This is a genomic window from Cohnella sp. LGH (assembly GCF_017671885.1).
Lineage (GTDB): Bacteria > Bacillota > Bacilli > Paenibacillales > Paenibacillaceae > Cohnella > Cohnella phaseoli.
This window is the reverse complement of record NZ_CP072117.1, coordinates 8,057,658-8,074,398: the sequence shown is the minus strand read 5'-3', so window position 1 is coordinate 8,074,398 and position 16,741 is coordinate 8,057,658. Positions and strand designations below refer to the sequence as shown.

Here is a 16,741-nt window from a genome sequence, read left to right as displayed (position 1 = left end):
TAATTCTTGAGAAATGTAATGGGCTTTCTCTTCATTCGTAACTTTTCCGAACTTTACCTCGTCCAAATAGGAGTGATCTTCCCATGCCTATAAACATAGGAGCCTGGTTTGCGCCGGCCAAGCGCGAATGCCCGATCTGTGGGCGAGATTCTCGTCCGGCCGCTGTGCCGATTCCAGTTAAGAACTCGGCGCCGAGGAAGGCTTTGGCGTCGTTGTGCGGCTCCTGTCTTCAAAACATCCCCTGGATTGCAAATCCGGTCTGTCGCGTCTGCGGACGCGCGGAGCTGTGCGAGGACTGCGTTCGCAGGACGGAACGCTTTTACGCGATCAGTCGCTGCGCGGTGCGATACACCGATGAGATGAAGAACTGGCTGGCGCTTTACAAATATCGGGGCAACGAGGGTGTCGAGACCATTTTGGCGGCTATGGCGGCATTTGCATTTGAGCGTTTGCGAGCGGCGGATCCCCAAGCCCATTTCCCGTTCATTACGGCTGTTCCGCTTGCTCCTGAGAGACTGCGTGAACGCGGATTCAACCAAGCTGAGCGGTTAGCCGTTCGATTGGCTCAATGGTACGGAATGACCTATCAGCCGCTGCTCCTTCGCCTACGTCATACCGAGAAACAAAGTCTCAAAACCCGTCGCAGCCGCGTCGTCGACATGAAAGGCAATTTCGCAGCAGCTCATAGGAGCTCTTTTTCCGGAAATATCCTGGTCTTGGACGATGTGTACACGACCGGCAGCACGCTTGATGAGTGCGCTCGCGTCTTACTGCAAGCATCCGAACCGCAATCGGAGCGCCGAATTTACGGCTTGCTCTGGGCCCGATCCTAGAGATATTCCATTGAAACTTCCTTTTCGACGGCGTTCGCCTATGCTATGATAGGGTGACTTCAGATTGCACTCTCATCCAAATTATTCCTGCAATCAAAAGGAGGAGACATGGAACGTCGCGCTAAATTAAACGAAATCGACATTGTACGCGGTATTGCGATTCTGGGCGTGCTGATGGTGCACTCGACCTCGTTCGCAACAATCGATATGAAAAATACAACTCTGTTCGGGGTTTACAACTTCCTAAACATTTTTTCCAAGATCGGGACGACTTCTTTTATTTTGCTCAGCAGCTTCGTGCTATTCTACAACTATTATCCGCAGCCGCTCACGCTGCAGCGCTTCAAGAAGTTTTATCGCAATCGATTGATGTATATTATCGTTCCGTATTTGCTGTTTTCGATGGTGTATTTCGTGCTGAGATGGTATCAGAACGGCTTCGCCTGGGATTTATCGCAGATGTGGCCGAGCTTCTGGAGCAAAGTGTCGCAGGGCCAGGCCTACACGCATTTGTATTTTGTGTTTATTAGTATTCAGCTATACCTGCTGTTTCCGGTTTTCCTGTTTCTGATGAAACGGTACAAATGGCTCGCGGCGTCCGCGATCGTGATCGGCGTCGGCTTGCAGTGGGCGTTCTTCCTGCTTAATCGCGAATACTGGCAGGTCACGAATCGGGGGAGCTGGTCGTTGTCGTACTTCGGGCATTATTTTCTCGGGGCATGGCTGGGCATCTACTTTGATCGGATCAAAGGCTGGTTGATCATTGCGAAGGAAAATCTGTCGGCGACGAAAATAGCGTCATGGATCGCGCTCTGGGCTGTCTGGCTGGGGACCGGCATCACCTATGTGACGATTTTCTATAACGCTCGACTGTATCAGACGAGATATTCGAATGCGCTATACGACGGCGTGTGGGATCTCTACACGATGATTACTCCGCTGGTTCTGATCCAGATCGCTTTTCTGATTGGCGGAAAAATGAACACTTCGTTCTGGGTCGGCCGATTGCGTCATTTGGGGATCGTATCGTTCGGCGTGTACTTGGTGCATCCGCTTGTCCTGCTTGTCTATCGGCAATTTCCGCCTAATGGCGGTAGCACGCTCATCCATCACGCCTGGTATGCCGGGGGCTTCCTGCTTGCCTTGCTGATTTCCTGGGTCGTCGTCACTGCGTTGAGTCGGTTGACCGGATGGTCTTGGCTGCTGTTCGGCAGCGTTCCTAATCAGCTTCAAGCCGCTTATTCGGACTCGAATCGTGTCGACAAGCCGTCCGGCAAACCCGCTGCATCGGCATAATCTTTGATGGACTGGCGAATTTAGGTTATATTTAGTATAATTTAAGCAATTGTAGTAGTTGATGTCGGAATTCGGGGAGATGATGGCATGGATTTAACCTACTGTCCGAGATGCGGGCGACTATTCTCGAAAAACTTCCGAGAGGTCTGCAATAACTGCCACCAGGAGCTAGAGAAGGATTACGAGAGATGCGCCGAGCATCTTCGCAAAAATAAAGGCATGGACATCCAGCAGCTATCCGAAGAAACGGAAATCAGCATCAAACAGATTGCCAGATGGGTGCGCGAAGGCCGGATTTCGATGATGGACGCGCCTAACCTGACCTATCCTTGCGAATCTTGCGGCACGCCTATTCGTGAAGGACACATATGCGAGAATTGCCGGAAGCGTCTGCAGCGGGACGTAAGGAATGCCACTTCTCCGGGGGGAACACGCATCAACCCTGACGAGGAGAAGCACAGAAGCGCCTATCAGATCGGCGATCGGCTTCAAGACCGCGGCGGGAATTAAAGGAAACTCTAAACATTTCATAGGAACTGACCGATAATAGGGATAGATTATTATCGGTCTTTTTTATTTATAGAGGTGATCTTCGTGAAAATAAATGATGTTCAGCGCATTGGCGCCTACCGCACGTATCAGCAGCAAAACGATATCCGCGCCAGCCAGGCCTCTGGCAAACGCCGCAAGGACGAGGTGCAGTTTTCGGCTGAAGCGATGGAGCTTCTCGGAGCGCAGCGCGCGGAAGATCCGAACCGCTCCCAGCGGATTGAGACGTTGAAGAAGGAAGTCGCAACGGGAACGTATCATGTCGATTCCGGCAAGCTAGCCGAGAAGATGCTGCCATTCGTTCGTGAATAGGTCGCTCGCAATCCAGATGGCGGAAGGTGATAACAATGGCAGTTCACGAATTGTGCGAAGCAATGGAAACGCTGCTGCTTCAGCATGAACAGATGAGCGGATTTGCCGAGCGCAAGAAAGAGGCGCTGATTGCGAACGATATTGAGCTGTTGAACGAAATGGTGACGAAAGAGTCGCGATTGGTCAGGCTAATCGTGGAAACTGAAGGACGTCGCCAGCAAGCCGTCGTTCATTTTCTGAAGGAAGCGGGCTTCAGCCCTACGCCCTCAACTACAGTGGCCAGCCTTATTCGAATGATTACGAACGCAGAAGACAAATTGAAGCTTTCGAACCTCGCAGAGAAACTTAGTGCTGCTGTTGAGCACGTCAGAGCCTTGAATGAACTGAACATGAGGCTGACGCAGCAATCCATCGAATTTAATGATTTTTCCTTAAATCTCTTATCCAGCTCTTATGACGATCAAGATTATGTATACAAGAAGCCGACCGAATCGGCATACGGGCAAAACAAGCTCAGCTTTTTTGATTCTAAAGCCTAGTCACTTTAACTTACGGCGAAATGGGGAAGATAGTAAATGATACGCTCCACTTTCCATGCGATTGAAACGGCCAAGCGCAGTTTGTTCACGCAACAAGCTGCTCTACAGACGACCGGACACAACGTGGCCAACGCTAATACAATCGGATATACTCGCCAAGTCGTGAATATGGCGGCGACCAAACCGATGGAAGCGATTGGAATGACCAAGTCGACCATTCCGGGGCAGCTAGGTACCGGCGTAGAGTTCAGCTCGATTACCCGGATTCGAGAGGGCTTCTTGGATGCCCAGTTTAGGAATGAAAGCAAAACCCATGGAAGCTGGTCGATTCAGGCGGATACGCTGCAGAAGCTGGAGACGATCGTGAATGAGCCTTCGGACACTGGATTGCGGGCGGTGCTTGATAAGTTTTGGAAGTCTTGGCACGATCTTAGCGAGAACCCGGAGGACATAACGGCTCGCAAACTGGTCCGCGAAACAGCCAAGGCAGTTACGGACGCGATCAACCAGACGGCCCGTCAGTTGGACGATCTTAGTGCCGACATCACCGAGAACATAGGCGTGAAAGCCAATCAAATCAATACATCACTTGAAACGATCGCCAACCTCAACTTGCAAATTCAGCGAATCGAAGGACTAGGAGATAACGCGAACGATCTTCGGGATCAACGGGATTTACTAATGGACGGATTGTCCAAAATTATTAATGTAACGAGCGTGGAAACCACTGAGGGCAACTATCAGGTGTTAATGGGTGGAGCTGCACTGGTAGAGGACGGAGAGTTCACACCGGTAACGGCCGAAGGGCTGCTAGCCAGCTTCGCAGGCGGCGACTTGAACGGCGGCGAAGTTCACGGGATGATTATTTCCAGAGATCAATATGTAGCCAACTATCAACGGCAACTGGATACGCTTGTGAATGGACTGGTTAACGGAGATATTACGGTTACGCTTCCGGCAGGGACGGTTCTGCCTGACGGCACAACTTTGAATAATGTCACCTATAGTGGAACGGCTCGCACTTTGACTTCTCCGTTAACTGTAACGGTACAGGGGTTTAACGGCCTCCACCAACTCGGGTACACGATGATGGACCCGCCTCAAGCTGGTGGTACCTTCTTCGTATCCAAAGACGGAGGGCCTGTGACGGCCGGGAATTTGGCATTAAACCAGAATATCCTTAATGATGCCGGATATATTGCCTCCTCGATGAGAACGACGGGTACGCCTGAAACTGTCGTTAAAGGGAACAAGGATTTGGCGCTCCTGATCAGCCAATTCAGCGAAATGAAGATTGACTTTTCTTCTGTAGCTACCGGAGCCGCTACTGCGCAGGGCACCGTTAACGACTTTTTTCGGTCGATCGTCGGTCAATTGGGCGTTGAAGCTGAAGAAGCCAATCGTCAAACGACTAACGCCAAAATCGTAGTGGATCAGGTGGAGTCGAGACGACAGTCTGTAAGCGGAGTTTCGTTGGACGAGGAAATGAGCAACATGGTGAAGTTCCAGCATGCTTATAATGCGGCTGCTCGCTTTATGACAACCATCGACGAAACATTGGATAGAATTATTAACGGTATGGGTACGGTAGGTAGATAATAGGCAGGAGAGGGAGTGAAGTAAAGTGTTAGGACGCGTAACCCAAGGAACGATAACCAATCAATTGCTTCGCAACATTAACAAGAACCTGGGGCAGATGCAGGGGCTGCAGGAGCAATTGTCGACGGGGATGAAGCTCAATCGGCCTTCAGACGATCCTGTAGGGATCACTTACTCGCTGCGATACAGAAGCGATCTTTCCCTCAATGAACGCTATCAAGAAAATGTCACTGCGGCTGCTTCTTGGTTGGATTATAGCGATACTTTGCTGAATCAAGTCGGGGAGGTAGTCAAGAGAGCAAAGGAACTAGCAATTCAAGGTTCCAATGGCACTAACCCGGATGTTGCCTTGAATAATATTGCAGCGGAAATGAAGCAACTGAAGGAACAATTGCAGGGAATCGGAAATAGTCAGTTCAAAGGAAAGTATGTGTTTAACGGTCAATTTACGGATGTTGAGCCGTATACCAATCTTACCAATGCTTCCAATACGCTTACAGACGATTTCGGTCTTGAGTACCTGATTAGCTCGGGGTCTCCTGTGAGAGTGAATCTGACCGGAAACGATGTATTCGGTTACCCTCCTTCTGGCGTGACTGCGCCGAAGAATGAGGATGACAATCTGTTTCATGTTCTGGACCAGATGATTGCCGGTTTGGAAGCCGGTGACACGTCAGCCGTAAGCGCCCAACTCACTTTCCTGGACTCCAGAGCAAATAAAGTATTAACTCAGCGCGCGGAATTGGGAGCGCGAGTAAACCGTGTCGAGTTGATGGAGCAAAGATTGCAGGATCTGAATTTGAACTTGACGACGCTCCAATCGAAGACCGAAGATGCGGACATTGAAGATGTATTGATCAAATCAAAAGTGAATGAATCGGTCTATCAGGCGTCCCTATCTGTCGGAGCTAAAGTGATTCAGCCTTCCTTGGTCGATTTTCTGAGATAGCTTAAGAATTGAGGTGTCCCCCCATATGTTCCCGAGAATTTCTATACAGTCACAAAGGGCACTTATCGGAATAGAATCACAGCGTGGGCAGTATGAAATTAGCAGACCGCAGCCCGAACTGAAAATTCATTCCGAACGTGCAACGATTACGGCGAACAACAAACCAGGCATGCTTAGCGTCGATCAGAATCTAACTAACGATGCTTTGACCGGGGGGAAGCCTCAAGCCTTCTGGGAAAGAATCTATTCTCAGTATAAACAGGTCGCAGCGCAAAACATTCAGCAAATCGTGGAGAACGGTAACCGAATGGGAGCGCTGCATATCAAGGGAAGCCCGATTGCAGATATCGCGCTGGGGGCTTTCATTGAAGGAGCTCCAGATTTGCAGGTTTTCGGACATGCTTCTCCGACTAATATTGCGTTTCAATATACACCAAATGATGTAAATATCCAAGTTGAACGAGGGAAGTTAACCGTCGACGCGCAAATCCATCGGCCAGATATACAATTCCATCGCGGATCTGTGCGTATTTATATGCAGCAGTATCCTAAAGTGACGATCACTCCTCCCGAGATTGACATTACGGCATAACGGGAAGAGTGACACATTATTGGCTGTAAGCGAGTTATCGCTTATAGCTTTTCTAATTTTGTTGACCATGGAGGTTCAGTCAAAATGTCTGCAGAAGCGAAAACGGATAACGTTGAGTCGTTAAGGATACATTTCAAAGAGGGACTTCCCGGATTTGAAGCTTATAAGGCGTTTAACCTTTTTGAGAACGAAAGCAATAAACCATTTGGCACTTTGCAATCTACGGACCAAGAAACGATAAGCTTTGTTGTCGTTGATCCGTTTCTGTTTTTTAAGGATTATGAGTTCGATCTAGCCGAAACGTCTTGCCAGGAGTTGCAAATCCGTCAAGCCGAGGATTTGCTCATTCGTTCCATCGTCTCCATCCGGGGAGAGGCAGGAGAAGCTTCGGTTAATCTGGTCGCTCCGATTGTCGTCAATAGAACGAATCGCGAAGGCAGGCAGGTCATTCTGACCAATACCCGATATTCGACCAGACATCGTTTATTTGAGCCGTCCGAAGGGCGCTAGAAGGGGGCGAGAGGGATGCTCGTACTTTCGCGAAAAAAGGGACAATCCGTTGTCATTCAGGATTCGATAGAGATTACCGTGTTGGAGATCGACGGAGATACGATCAAACTAGGGATTTCTGCGCCAAAAGAAATGCCAATCGTTCGGAAAGAGTTGCTTCTTTCCGTCAAAGAATCGAATATTGATTCCGTTGCGCAGCCGACGGACATCGCAGCATTATCAGAGCAATTAAAAAAAATAAAAAAATAATGACAGCAGTATTAAGTTACCGAATCTTCGTACCGATATATAAATTATGACCGGAACGAGGCGGCCGACTTGTTATCGGTAAATAGGAGATCTGCAAGGATGCGGGTCTCAATTTGTATAATTCAGGGAGGAATATCATTATGCGTATTAACCACAACATTACTGCTTTGAACAACCACCGCAACATGACTTTGAACAACGTAGCAACAGGGAAGAACATGGAGAAGCTGTCTTCCGGTCTTCGTATTAACCGTGCTGGCGACGATGCGGCAGGTCTGGCTGTATCCGAGAAAATGCGCGGCCAAATCCGCGGTCTGGAGCAAGCGCAGCGCAACGTTCAAGACGGTATCTCTTTCATCCAAACGGCTGAAGGCGCGATGAACGAAATCAGCTCGATGCTTACTCGTATGAAAGAATTGAACGTTCAATATGCTACAGGTACGTACACTACGACTCAGAAGGCAGACAGCATTGAGGTTGAGTTGACAAATCTGTCGAATCAAATCGACAGCATTCTTCAAAACACCAAGTTTAACGGTATTTCCATCTCCGGCGGAACGGTATCGATCCAAGCTGACGATAACTCCGTTAAGATTGGCATTGCAGGCATTACGACTTCGAACATTCAAGGCTTGGCAGGCGCTACTTCTATTAGCACGATTGAAACGGCTATTGAAACGGTAGCGAAAGAGCGTGCTAAACTGGGTGCTATGCAAAACCGTCTGGAGTACACTTCCAACAACCTGGGTACGACAATCGAGAACTTGACGGCTTCCGAGTCCCGTATTCGCGATACGGATATGGCGAAGGAAATGGTCGAGCTCACGAAGAACCAAATCCTGTTGCAATCTTCGCAAGCTATGCTTGCACAAGCGAACTCGGCTCCGCAAGGCGTTCTGTCCTTGCTCCGTTAAGCTTAACGAATGCACAAAAAAGACCCTTGGAAATCTTCAAGGGTCTTTTTTTGCGTTCAAGCTAATATTTGGTTGCAGAACAGTCGATATAAATAATATGTCAATATTATCGGAGCGGAGTGATACCATGAACGTGCAATCTTCGACTCATGTTCAGTCAACTGGTTATTCACCGATCACAAGTAATCCCGTTGCTGAACCTGTGAGGCAGGGGTTTGAACAGCCAAATCAATCGGAGATTCTGCAAGTGCGTAGCGGGAAACAATTGCAATTAGCAGAATTGAAAGGTGTAAAGCTGTCGGTAGGAGAAGAGCAATTGATCCGGGCAATCGATCGTGCAATCAAGTCCCTTGAAGGACCGGAGACAAGATTCGAGATGAAGGTTCATGACGCAACAAACGTCGTTACGATAAAAGTATTCAATAAGGAAACCGGCGAACTGATTCGGGAAATTCCTCCAGAGAAGTCGCTTGATCTTGTAGTCAAAATGAAAGAAATTGCCGGTATTTTGGTTGATGAAAAGGTATAGAGGAGGTCAAAGACATGGTTACACGGATTACAGGATTTACATCGGGGTTGGATATTGACAGTCTTGTCAAAGACTTAATGAAGGCGAAGCGGGCGCCTCTGGATAAGCTGACACAACAAAAGACGACACTGGAGTGGCAGCGGGAGCAGTATCGCGACCTGAACATTAAGATGATTGATTTGCGCAATAACAAGTTGTTCAACTACGGACTCGAAGGTTCTTTAAATGCAAAGCAGGTCAGTGTATCCGGCAATTCGTCAGCGGTCAGCGCCAAAGCTTCTTCATCTGCTGTCACTGGCGCGATGACGATAGAGGTTACGGAATTGGGAGTCAATGCGTCTGTCGCAAGTAAGACGGGTGTTGGACAGGTTGATAAAACCAAAACGCTCGCGGAACTAAAGACTGCGGGAGTTTTGGATTACACGCTGGACAGCGGAAAAGTGAACATAACTATCAACAATAAGACGATTCAGTTGGACGAGAATACGGATACGCTCAATTCAATGGTCGCCAAGATTAACGCAAATAAAGAAATGAATGTAACGGCGTACATTGATGCCGCTTCCGGCAAGCTTTCGTTAACCTCCAAAACGATGGAAGCGACAACGATTACGTGGGACAGTTCAACAGGGTCGCTACTGAAGAAGTTTCTTCCTTCAACTTTGCCTGCAGATGTAGATACGAGGTCAGGAAGTACGGCTAAAGTTGTGATCAATGGAATTGCAGTAGAGAGAAACAGCAATACGTTTACAGAAGACGGGGTTGAAATCACTTTAAATGCAAAGTCGAATGGGGCGGTAAGCAACTTATCCATTAAGTCCAATACGGACAGTATTGTGGACTCGCTCAAGTCTTTTATTAAGGATTACAACGATTTACTGGAGTCGGTTAACAATAAACTGAATGAAGAGCGATACCGCACCTACGCTCCACTTACGACCGCCCAGAAAGAAGAAATGAAAGATGACGAAATCAAGCTCTGGGAGGAGAAAGCACGGAGTGGTCTACTGCGTCGCGATCCGACGCTTACGACTATGGTTGATAACTTGAGACTTTCGATGATGACAAGCGTTACAATTGATGGGAAAAGCGTCAATTTAGCCTCTTTTGGCATCGAAACTGGGGATTGGCAGCAACGTGGCAAATTAGTTATTAAAGATGAAGCTAAGCTTCGTGCTGCAATAGAGGCAGACCCTAACGCTTTCGAGAAACTTTTTATTCAACAAACTAAGGAAACAGACCCTGCAAAGAAAACTTCAGCGACTAACCCCGATAGCGGGTTGTTTAACCGTCTGTCGAACGTTTTAATGACAGGTATTGAAAGTCTGTCCTCAAAAGCAGGTACATCCAAGGTGAGTACAAGCAAGGATGCAGCGTTCTTGGAATCCAGCCTGATCAGTGAACAATTAAGAACGCTTAGTACGCGCATCAGCGACTTCAATGTGCGAATGGATCGTTGGGAAACTTCTTATTACAAGCAATTTACTGCAATGGAGAAGGCTATGAATCGTTATCAAGCACAATCCGGCCTGTTCTCCTAATGGATAAGATGAATCAGCTTGTTCAAGAGGTTTTGGCAGAGAGTGACCGCTTGGCAAGGTTAGCGGAACCGGCAGACTATGAAGTCTATGTGAGATTGACTGAGCGTAGACAGGCATTAGCGGAAGAAGTGCAAGCGAGAAGTACTGTATCCGAAGCAGAGAAAGCATTATTGAGCAGCATAGGGCAGTATGACGAGATACTCCTTAGTCATATGCAGATGCTAAAAGAAGAAGCTGCATCAGGTATTCAGCGGATTATCGGCTCCAGAAAGCTAAAAGAAGGATATGGGTATACAGGTACTCATGAAAGCATCATGTTCGACAAAGGGGTATAAGGATGAACACGAACCCGTTTATGAAGTATCAACAGACAGCAGTACAGACATCCGGCCCGCAGTTGTTGTTAATGCTGTACGATGGAGCCATTCGGTTTACGCGTGCAGGGATTGAGGGTATTCAACAGCGGAATATGCAGCAATCCAATACCAATTTAATCAAGGCGCAGCAAGTCATTCATGAGCTAGTGGCCTCCCTGAATTTTGAATATGAACTGTCCCACAATCTTGTTCAAATCTACGAATATATGATTCATCAATTAATTACGGCCAATACTCGCAAAGAGACCGCGCCTGCTCAAGAGGCATTGAATCATCTGCTAGAGTTGAAGGCAACCTGGATCACAGCGATTAGAAAATCGGCTCAGGCTGAAGCCCAGCAGATTTGAATAGTATTCAGGTTAACAGAAAGGCCTGCGGATATCCGCAGGCCTTTCTGTTGACTATATACCTTTAATTAATGGAGAATTGGCGTCATCGGGATATTGTGAAGCAAGCTTAGCCTTCATTTTTGCTTTGGCAGAGGCGTCACTACAATAGTAGCAATACTGAATAAATAATCTTATGGGAGCTTCAGGTTGAAGCAAAATGGCGTGTTCCCAGAACTCAAGCGCCTCATCGGTCTTCCCATCAATGATATGCAATAAGGCAAGGTTTTCGCAACTTGTGGCATCTAATTCGTTGTGATCGAGCAAGTGTTGGTAAAACTGCATGGCGGGTTGCACAAAATGCTTAGATAGAAAAACATTAGCCAAATGATTGATGACGGCCGCTGAACTAAACTGGTCAATGAGTGAGTCGAATGTATCCCATGCTTTCAAAAAGTAGAGTTGGCTTAAGATATCGATCGCTACAGGTTCAAGAGAAGAATCTAGTTCCTTGGTCAAAGCGGGTTGAAGAAGATCCTTGGCAAACTGCAATCCAACGCTTTCATCTGTATGCCCCTGATTGCACAGCTCTATCCATTCTGGACGAGACCATACGATGGAGCCGAGAATGATCATCTTAACTGCAGCAGATTCAGCTAATTCTTCGACGGTTCTGTTCTTAAGGAATTGTTCGAAAGTGATCGGATTTTTGCTTAATAATGCATATCGCAGTTGCTCGCTTAAGCTTAATCGATCAATGGACGGCAAGCGGTCTACATAATATTGTGCAAGTTGCTGATTTCCGAGGCTAATTGAGATTTTCGCCATTGCGACGACTTTTTGTGGAACTGCATCGACATCAAGTAACCTGTTCAGAAAAGCAGCAATATTCGCAGCCGATTCGTTCAAACTTAATATTTCAACCATTTTAACCCAAGCTTCTATGTCTTGATCGTCTGCTCTAAGTAAGAGCGTTAGATAGTGGATGCATGATTGAAAATTATTTTCGTTTTCAAACATGACAGCAAGAAGCCATAGAGGCATGCGCATGCCTAAATTTGGGCTGACGAGGGTTATATTTTTCTGCAGTCGAGCACGATTTTCCGCTTCGCGATGTGCTAGCATCAACTCTTGTTTAGCTTGTTCGCGAAGTCCCAGAGAGATCAGGATGATACCGCGTACGCAGCGAATATCAGGGTAGTCAGTATATTCGGTCATATGCTGATCAATCAAGTTCCATGCTTCGATATGCTTCTGGGATTGCAGGTAAACGTCGAGCATTGTCCAGAGATTATTTAAGAACCAGGGCGAGGATTTGTCCCCGTAGGTAAAGGCGATTTTTAGATGTTGTAGAGCTTCTTCGCTTTTCCTCATCATGCTTAATTGTTGGCCGATCATGCTATGATCGTAGGCATTAAGCTTAGTATGACTCATCATTTGCTCAAAAATAGACATATTGCGATCATGCTTGTTCTGAGAAGCCACGACGTTTTCAAGATACCCGGAATGAAGAATCTGGAATGGCAATGCAATAATCTGATAGGAGGAACCGCTAGCCAGCCGGATTTGTTCATGAATCGGGCGATAATATTCGAAGCCCACTCGATTAGGAAATATCCGGAGAATAGGAGATTCGGATATTCCGGTATGATTCGAGGAGTCCATAAAGTTGCGTACGGTGACGCGATAGACGAATTCAGTCGATGGCTTCTCGCCAGCCAGGAAGTCTCTTAATCCGCGAATATCTTTTTCTTCCATATATTCGTCGGCATCCAGAATCAAAATCCATTTGCCGGTTGCATGCTTAAGCGCTTCATTGCGGGCTGCAGCAAAGTCGTTAATCCATTTGAAATCATAGATGTTATTGGTAAAAGCTTGAGCAATCTCTTTCGTTCGGTCTGTAGATCCTGTATCCACAATAATGATTTCGTCTACCCACTTCTCTACACTTCTTAAGCAACGTTCAAGGAATTGCTCCTCATTTTTGACTATCATACATAAAGATATCAGTTTGTTCATAAGGCCTCCGGGTACGAGCTTATTGGGGATGCACGTGATTAAATATTAATACAGTTTACTGAAAAGTCCAATAGACAATCAGGGGGTGTAAGGAATATTTGTGACTTTCTAATAGTGTGAATGAAATAGGCCGATATACTCTAATATAAGCTAAACTATAAGACAAGGACGGCACGCATATGGCAAAGGGAATATACAATTTTTCACCTTATATTTACTATAGAAATGAGCAACTAATGAAGGATTGTTGCCTTGTCCCTTATATGTTCCATAGATATTTAGGGTATAGGACGGTCATCGTTACTGCCCAAAAAGAGGAATACACCTATCAGCAACTGTTAAGCGGGCTTGAGTTGGAGATCTTGAGAACACCTCAAGATTTAAACGAATGGGTGGAAATGTGCTGCGAATATATTTCTGAACATTTTCTTAAAATTGATGTGATGTTTTGTTTCGGAGCCTACCCTTCCCACATCGAAATGGTCCGGCGATATAAACAATTGCGACCCGATGGCAAAGTTATTTTGAAGCTGGATGCTAACCTTTACTGGCAAGACAGAATAGCTTTTGGAGAGGCTGGCTATGAGGAATTTTTGGGTAATTGTGACTTAATCACTGTCGAGTCCAAAAAAATGAAGCAGCACCTTTCCCGAAAATGGCCGTACATCATTGATTATGTACCTAACGCATCTGCTGATTTTGTCCCTCGCAAACGAATCGAGTATTCGGAAAAAGAGAATACGATTTTAACAGTGGGCAGGATCGGAACACGGCAAAAGGCGAACGAAATATTAATGGAATCCTTCCGATTAATCGCGGATTCCATTCCCGATTGGAAAGTGAAATTGGTAGGTGGAATTGAAGAAGCTTTTAGACCGTATATTGAAGATTTTTTCAGCGAGTCCCCGCATCTTAGAGACAGAGTGATCTTTACCGGAAAAATCATGGATAAGGATATTCTTGAGAATGAATATAAAAATGCAAAAATATTTGCACTGACCTCCGAGTTTGAAGGGGGAACCCCCAATGTATGGGTTGAAGCTGCGAGAAACGGATGTTACATAGTATGTAGTGAAATTGATGCAGTAGACGACGCCACCAACTGGGGGAAATGCGGCAAAAGTTTTGAGGTCGGAAACATCAGGCAATTATCGCGAATTTTGTTGGAGAGTTGCAATGATGAAAGTTACTTTGCCAGAGGATGCTATGATATTCAAGAGTATCGTGAAAGATTTTTTAGCTATGAAAAAATTGTTTACAAGTTGAATCATTTAATAAATCTTTCGCCAGGGGACATGTAAATTGACTGATTCTATAAAAGACATCTATCTGTATGGGCAATCACTTGCTTTTACTGGAGGTAGGTTAGTTTTTGAAGGTAACGTAATTTACGATTTTAATGATAGGTACGGGAACATCTCTTCGATGGGGATGGAGCAGCAAGCTCAAGTCTATTGTCAGTTGATTAAGCAGATTTACGAGTCTGATCTTCCGAGAATCATCCAGGCCCAAACGATGGTTATTTTTGCCGAGATTTTTAAGACGATGTCTTCCAGAAATGCTTCTGTTGCATTGCTGAGCGTGGGCGGCGGCTTGCTTAACAGCGCATATGCAAATGTGGTTGGCATGTTCGGTAAAGACAATCTATTGTACGAGCTATGCGATAAGAATAACTATAGGCCCAACAGCTCCGATAATAGGGTCTCCATCATCGGCACAAGCTTTCAGGATTTGGAGGTTTTAACTGACAAGGCTTTTGTTGCAGTACTAATTAACGTTGACCTGTTCAGAGACCAATTTGAAAGCATGCTGTACGAATGCAATCGTTTGGCGGCCAAGAACGGCCAGGTGATTTTGTACGGTTCGGGAATGTATGGAGTAGAGTTGAATCAGTTATTATCAGCGGATGATCTTAGACTATATCCGTTTGGGACGGAAGGGTTTATAGCCAGTTTTGGTTCCAAAGAGTCGTCTGCAGTTTCATATAAGGAGAGTCTGAAAGAACAAGTAATGGACCTTATTCATTCCTATAATCAAGAAGTTTTTCAGGCTTTACAGTATGTCTTGTCCAATTACCCAATATCTCAACAAGACGAATGGCATACAAGCATAGATTGCGCAATCGAAGGGATGAGTCGGGCAGAGGTGCTGATCGCGCAGTATTACATGCTATTCGACAATATAGACTTGAAGTATCAGACGAATGAATTAAAGAACGCAATGCTGGATTTCAAGTATGAAGCCTATCTTAACAGAAGGCATTACGACTTTTTTCAAGCTGCTCTGTATGATTACTATAACAAATGGACAGAAAGTATTGTTTAATTGAGCATTACACAGTCTATCCGAACACAATGGGGCGTGTAACCGTGATATCGTTAGCTATGATTGTTAAGAACGAGGAGAAATATCTGGCTCGGTGTTTGCGCAGCGCCGCTGCGATGGTTGACGAGATCATTGTTGTAGATACGGGATCAACGGATCAAACAAGAGAAATAGCCTTAGAGTGCGGGGCAAAGTTGTTTCATTTTGAATGGTGCGACGATTTCTCTGCAGCCAGAAATTACGCGCTTAAGCAAGCGTCAGGAGATTGGCTACTCGTACTGGATGCCGACGAGTACTTTGTGGAAGAAAGCGCGGATGCGATCAGGGCATTTACGAGATCGACTTCTCGCCGAATTGGCTTGATCGAGATTGTATCCAAATTCGTAGAGGATGGACACACATTCGAAGGCATACATTCTAACCCAAGACTGTTTCCCCGAGGAGTCACCTATGAAGGGCGTATTCATGAGCAACCGACCCCGATCTTACCAATGGTAGAGACAGGGCTGAGGTTGTTGCATGACGGTTACTATATGACTGATAAGTCTGACCGCAATATTCCGTTATTGCTGAAAGCGTTGAAAGACAAGCCTGGCAGTGCATATTTGAATTTCCAGTTAGGTAGGCAATATCAGGGCATGAAGCAGCACGAACTCGCTGTGCAATACTTGGAAAAAGCGTATGCTTTGTTTCGACAAACCGATCCAGTTGCGCTAGAAAATATTACCGAGTTGCTTCAAGCCTACACAAAATGCAAGCGTTATGATAAAGCGATGGAGCTGGCCGGGGATGAGGTGGCACGCTTGGAATACTCCCCTGATTTCTGTTTTGCGGTTGGGCAGTTTTTACTTGACTATGCGATTGATTCGCAAGATTACTCGGTTATCGAAAACATTGAAAACAGTTACTTGAAGTGTCTAGAGCTGGGGCGTCGGGGAGTTCCTGAAACTGTAGTTGGTTCTTCGACTTTCTTGGCGGCTTATAATCTGGCTGTGTTTTATGAGTCCATAGGGAACAGGTCTGAGGCGCAGCGGTATTACGCGCTATCTGCTTCGTATGGGTATGAGCCTGCTGTTGAGAGAGCGAAAGGTTGAATAAAAGAGCCATTGAGATGGCTCTTTTGCTTTGCAATCGCCCATGATAACTGCAATTTGTAATGTGCACTGGCATGAGCCAAGCAACCTTAGTGGCCAATGCGGTCATCTGGAAACGAAAAACAGACGCAGACCCACGATATAAAGAAAGTACGAACACAGCCTCTCAGAATCCATCCAGACAGATA

At 46.2% G+C, this 16,741-nt stretch carries 19 protein-coding genes; 18 read left to right on the top strand and 1 reads right to left on the bottom strand.

The genetic code is table 11. The annotated features are described in order from the left end of the window. The first annotated feature begins 83 nt into the window (after positions 1–83). The 15 genes from J4772_RS33300 (at position 84) to fliS (ending at position 11,136) form a co-directional block, all read left to right on the top strand. The gene (locus J4772_RS33300; protein WP_209073157.1) at positions 84–833 is read left to right on the top strand and encodes a ComFC family protein; all 750 of its coding nucleotides are present in this window, start codon (positions 84–86) and stop codon (positions 831–833) included. Between the two features lie 108 nt (positions 834–941). Beyond that, complete coding sequence (locus tag J4772_RS33295) at positions 942–2,129, top strand: acyltransferase (protein WP_209073156.1); 1,188 nt, start codon at positions 942–944, stop codon at positions 2,127–2,129. Between the two features lie 87 nt (positions 2,130–2,216). Further along, positions 2,217–2,639 (top strand): TIGR03826 family flagellar region protein, encoded by a 423-nt coding sequence (locus tag J4772_RS33290; RefSeq protein ID WP_116060633.1) that lies wholly within the window; start codon positions 2,217–2,219, stop codon positions 2,637–2,639. A gap of 84 nt (positions 2,640–2,723) precedes the next feature. Further along, positions 2,724–2,990, top strand: coding sequence for a flagellar biosynthesis anti-sigma factor FlgM (gene flgM, locus J4772_RS33285; protein ID WP_116060632.1), 267 nt, complete (start codon positions 2,724–2,726; stop codon positions 2,988–2,990). Between the two features lie 35 nt (positions 2,991–3,025). Next, complete coding sequence (locus J4772_RS33280) at positions 3,026–3,529, top strand: flagellar protein FlgN (RefSeq protein WP_209073155.1); 504 nt, start codon at positions 3,026–3,028, stop codon at positions 3,527–3,529. Between the two features lie 36 nt (positions 3,530–3,565). Continuing rightward, the gene (gene flgK, locus J4772_RS33275; protein WP_371822798.1) at positions 3,566–5,128 is read left to right on the top strand and encodes a flagellar hook-associated protein FlgK; all 1,563 of its coding nucleotides are present in this window, start codon (positions 3,566–3,568) and stop codon (positions 5,126–5,128) included. A 25-nt stretch (positions 5,129–5,153) separates the two neighbouring features. Then, complete coding sequence (flgL, locus tag J4772_RS33270) at positions 5,154–6,077, top strand: flagellar hook-associated protein FlgL (RefSeq protein WP_209073154.1); 924 nt, start codon at positions 5,154–5,156, stop codon at positions 6,075–6,077. Between the two features lie 25 nt (positions 6,078–6,102). Next, a complete protein-coding gene (locus J4772_RS33265; protein ID WP_209073153.1) occupies positions 6,103–6,669 on the top strand; it encodes a DUF6470 family protein in 567 nt (188 codons plus the stop codon). A gap of 84 nt (positions 6,670–6,753) precedes the next feature. Beyond that, complete coding sequence (gene fliW, locus J4772_RS33260) at positions 6,754–7,179, top strand: flagellar assembly protein FliW (protein WP_209073152.1); 426 nt, start codon at positions 6,754–6,756, stop codon at positions 7,177–7,179. A gap of 15 nt (positions 7,180–7,194) precedes the next feature. After that, a complete protein-coding gene (gene csrA / locus J4772_RS33255) occupies positions 7,195–7,428 on the top strand; it encodes a carbon storage regulator CsrA (RefSeq protein ID WP_209073151.1) in 234 nt (77 codons plus the stop codon). 140 nt (positions 7,429–7,568) lie between these two features. Beyond that, the gene (locus J4772_RS33250; RefSeq protein ID WP_116060626.1) at positions 7,569–8,342 is read left to right on the top strand and encodes a flagellin N-terminal helical domain-containing protein; all 774 of its coding nucleotides are present in this window, start codon (positions 7,569–7,571) and stop codon (positions 8,340–8,342) included. A 127-nt stretch (positions 8,343–8,469) separates the two neighbouring features. Further along, a complete protein-coding gene (locus J4772_RS33245) occupies positions 8,470–8,871 on the top strand; it encodes a flagellar protein FlaG (RefSeq protein ID WP_209073150.1) in 402 nt (133 codons plus the stop codon). A 14-nt stretch (positions 8,872–8,885) separates the two neighbouring features. Next, a complete protein-coding gene (gene fliD / locus J4772_RS33240) occupies positions 8,886–10,412 on the top strand; it encodes a flagellar filament capping protein FliD (RefSeq protein ID WP_209073149.1) in 1,527 nt (508 codons plus the stop codon). Next, the gene (locus J4772_RS33235) at positions 10,412–10,747 is read left to right on the top strand and encodes a hypothetical protein (protein WP_209073148.1); all 336 of its coding nucleotides are present in this window, start codon (positions 10,412–10,414) and stop codon (positions 10,745–10,747) included. Before fliD ends, J4772_RS33235 begins: the two co-directional genes overlap by 1 nt. A 2-nt stretch (positions 10,748–10,749) precedes the next feature. Continuing rightward, the gene (gene fliS / locus J4772_RS33230) at positions 10,750–11,136 is read left to right on the top strand and encodes a flagellar export chaperone FliS (RefSeq protein ID WP_209073147.1); all 387 of its coding nucleotides are present in this window, start codon (positions 10,750–10,752) and stop codon (positions 11,134–11,136) included. A gap of 54 nt (positions 11,137–11,190) precedes the next feature. Here the strand turns inward: fliS and J4772_RS33225 are convergent, their stop codons facing one another. Then, positions 11,191–13,134: a glycosyltransferase family 2 protein gene (locus J4772_RS33225; RefSeq protein WP_209073146.1), complete on the bottom strand. Its 1,944-nt coding sequence runs from the start codon at positions 13,132–13,134 to the stop codon at positions 11,191–11,193. A 179-nt stretch (positions 13,135–13,313) separates the two neighbouring features. On the opposite strand from J4772_RS33225, the gene J4772_RS33220 reads away from it, so the two are divergent. Genes J4772_RS33220 through J4772_RS33210 form a run of 3 tightly spaced genes read left to right on the top strand, consistent with a single transcriptional unit; the run spans position 13,314 to position 16,553 of the window. Continuing rightward, entirely contained in the window at positions 13,314–14,435 is a 1,122-nt protein-coding gene (locus tag J4772_RS33220) for a glycosyltransferase family 4 protein (RefSeq protein WP_209073145.1), read from the top strand. A 1-nt stretch (position 14,436) separates the two neighbouring features. Beyond that, complete coding sequence (locus tag J4772_RS33215) at positions 14,437–15,459, top strand: hypothetical protein (RefSeq protein WP_209073144.1); 1,023 nt, start codon at positions 14,437–14,439, stop codon at positions 15,457–15,459. A gap of 44 nt (positions 15,460–15,503) precedes the next feature. Then, complete coding sequence (locus J4772_RS33210) at positions 15,504–16,553, top strand: tetratricopeptide repeat-containing glycosyltransferase family 2 protein (protein WP_209073143.1); 1,050 nt, start codon at positions 15,504–15,506, stop codon at positions 16,551–16,553. Positions 16,554–16,741: the final 188 nt, after the last annotated feature.

Coding starts and splice junctions, on each gene's coding strand:
- fliW (WP_209073152.1), top strand. CDS start 6,754: ATGTCTGCAGAAGCGAAAACGGATAACGTTGAGTCGTTAAGGATACAT.
- J4772_RS33245 (WP_209073150.1), top strand. CDS start 8,470: ATGAACGTGCAATCTTCGACTCATGTTCAGTCAACTGGTTATTCACCG.
- J4772_RS33280 (WP_209073155.1), top strand. CDS start 3,026: ATGGCAGTTCACGAATTGTGCGAAGCAATGGAAACGCTGCTGCTTCAG.
- J4772_RS33265 (WP_209073153.1), top strand. CDS start 6,103: ATGTTCCCGAGAATTTCTATACAGTCACAAAGGGCACTTATCGGAATA.
- J4772_RS33290 (WP_116060633.1), top strand. CDS start 2,217: ATGGATTTAACCTACTGTCCGAGATGCGGGCGACTATTCTCGAAAAAC.
- J4772_RS33225 (WP_209073146.1), bottom strand. CDS start 13,134: ATGAACAAACTGATATCTTTATGTATGATAGTCAAAAATGAGGAGCAA.
- J4772_RS33235 (WP_209073148.1), top strand. CDS start 10,412: ATGGATAAGATGAATCAGCTTGTTCAAGAGGTTTTGGCAGAGAGTGAC.
- fliS (WP_209073147.1), top strand. CDS start 10,750: ATGAACACGAACCCGTTTATGAAGTATCAACAGACAGCAGTACAGACA.
- J4772_RS33220 (WP_209073145.1), top strand. CDS start 13,314: ATGGCAAAGGGAATATACAATTTTTCACCTTATATTTACTATAGAAAT.
- flgK (WP_371822798.1), top strand. CDS start 3,566: ATGATACGCTCCACTTTCCATGCGATTGAAACGGCCAAGCGCAGTTTG.
- J4772_RS33300 (WP_209073157.1), top strand. CDS start 84: ATGCCTATAAACATAGGAGCCTGGTTTGCGCCGGCCAAGCGCGAATGC.
- J4772_RS33250 (WP_116060626.1), top strand. CDS start 7,569: ATGCGTATTAACCACAACATTACTGCTTTGAACAACCACCGCAACATG.
- csrA (WP_209073151.1), top strand. CDS start 7,195: ATGCTCGTACTTTCGCGAAAAAAGGGACAATCCGTTGTCATTCAGGAT.
- J4772_RS33295 (WP_209073156.1), top strand. CDS start 942: ATGGAACGTCGCGCTAAATTAAACGAAATCGACATTGTACGCGGTATT.
- fliD (WP_209073149.1), top strand. CDS start 8,886: ATGGTTACACGGATTACAGGATTTACATCGGGGTTGGATATTGACAGT.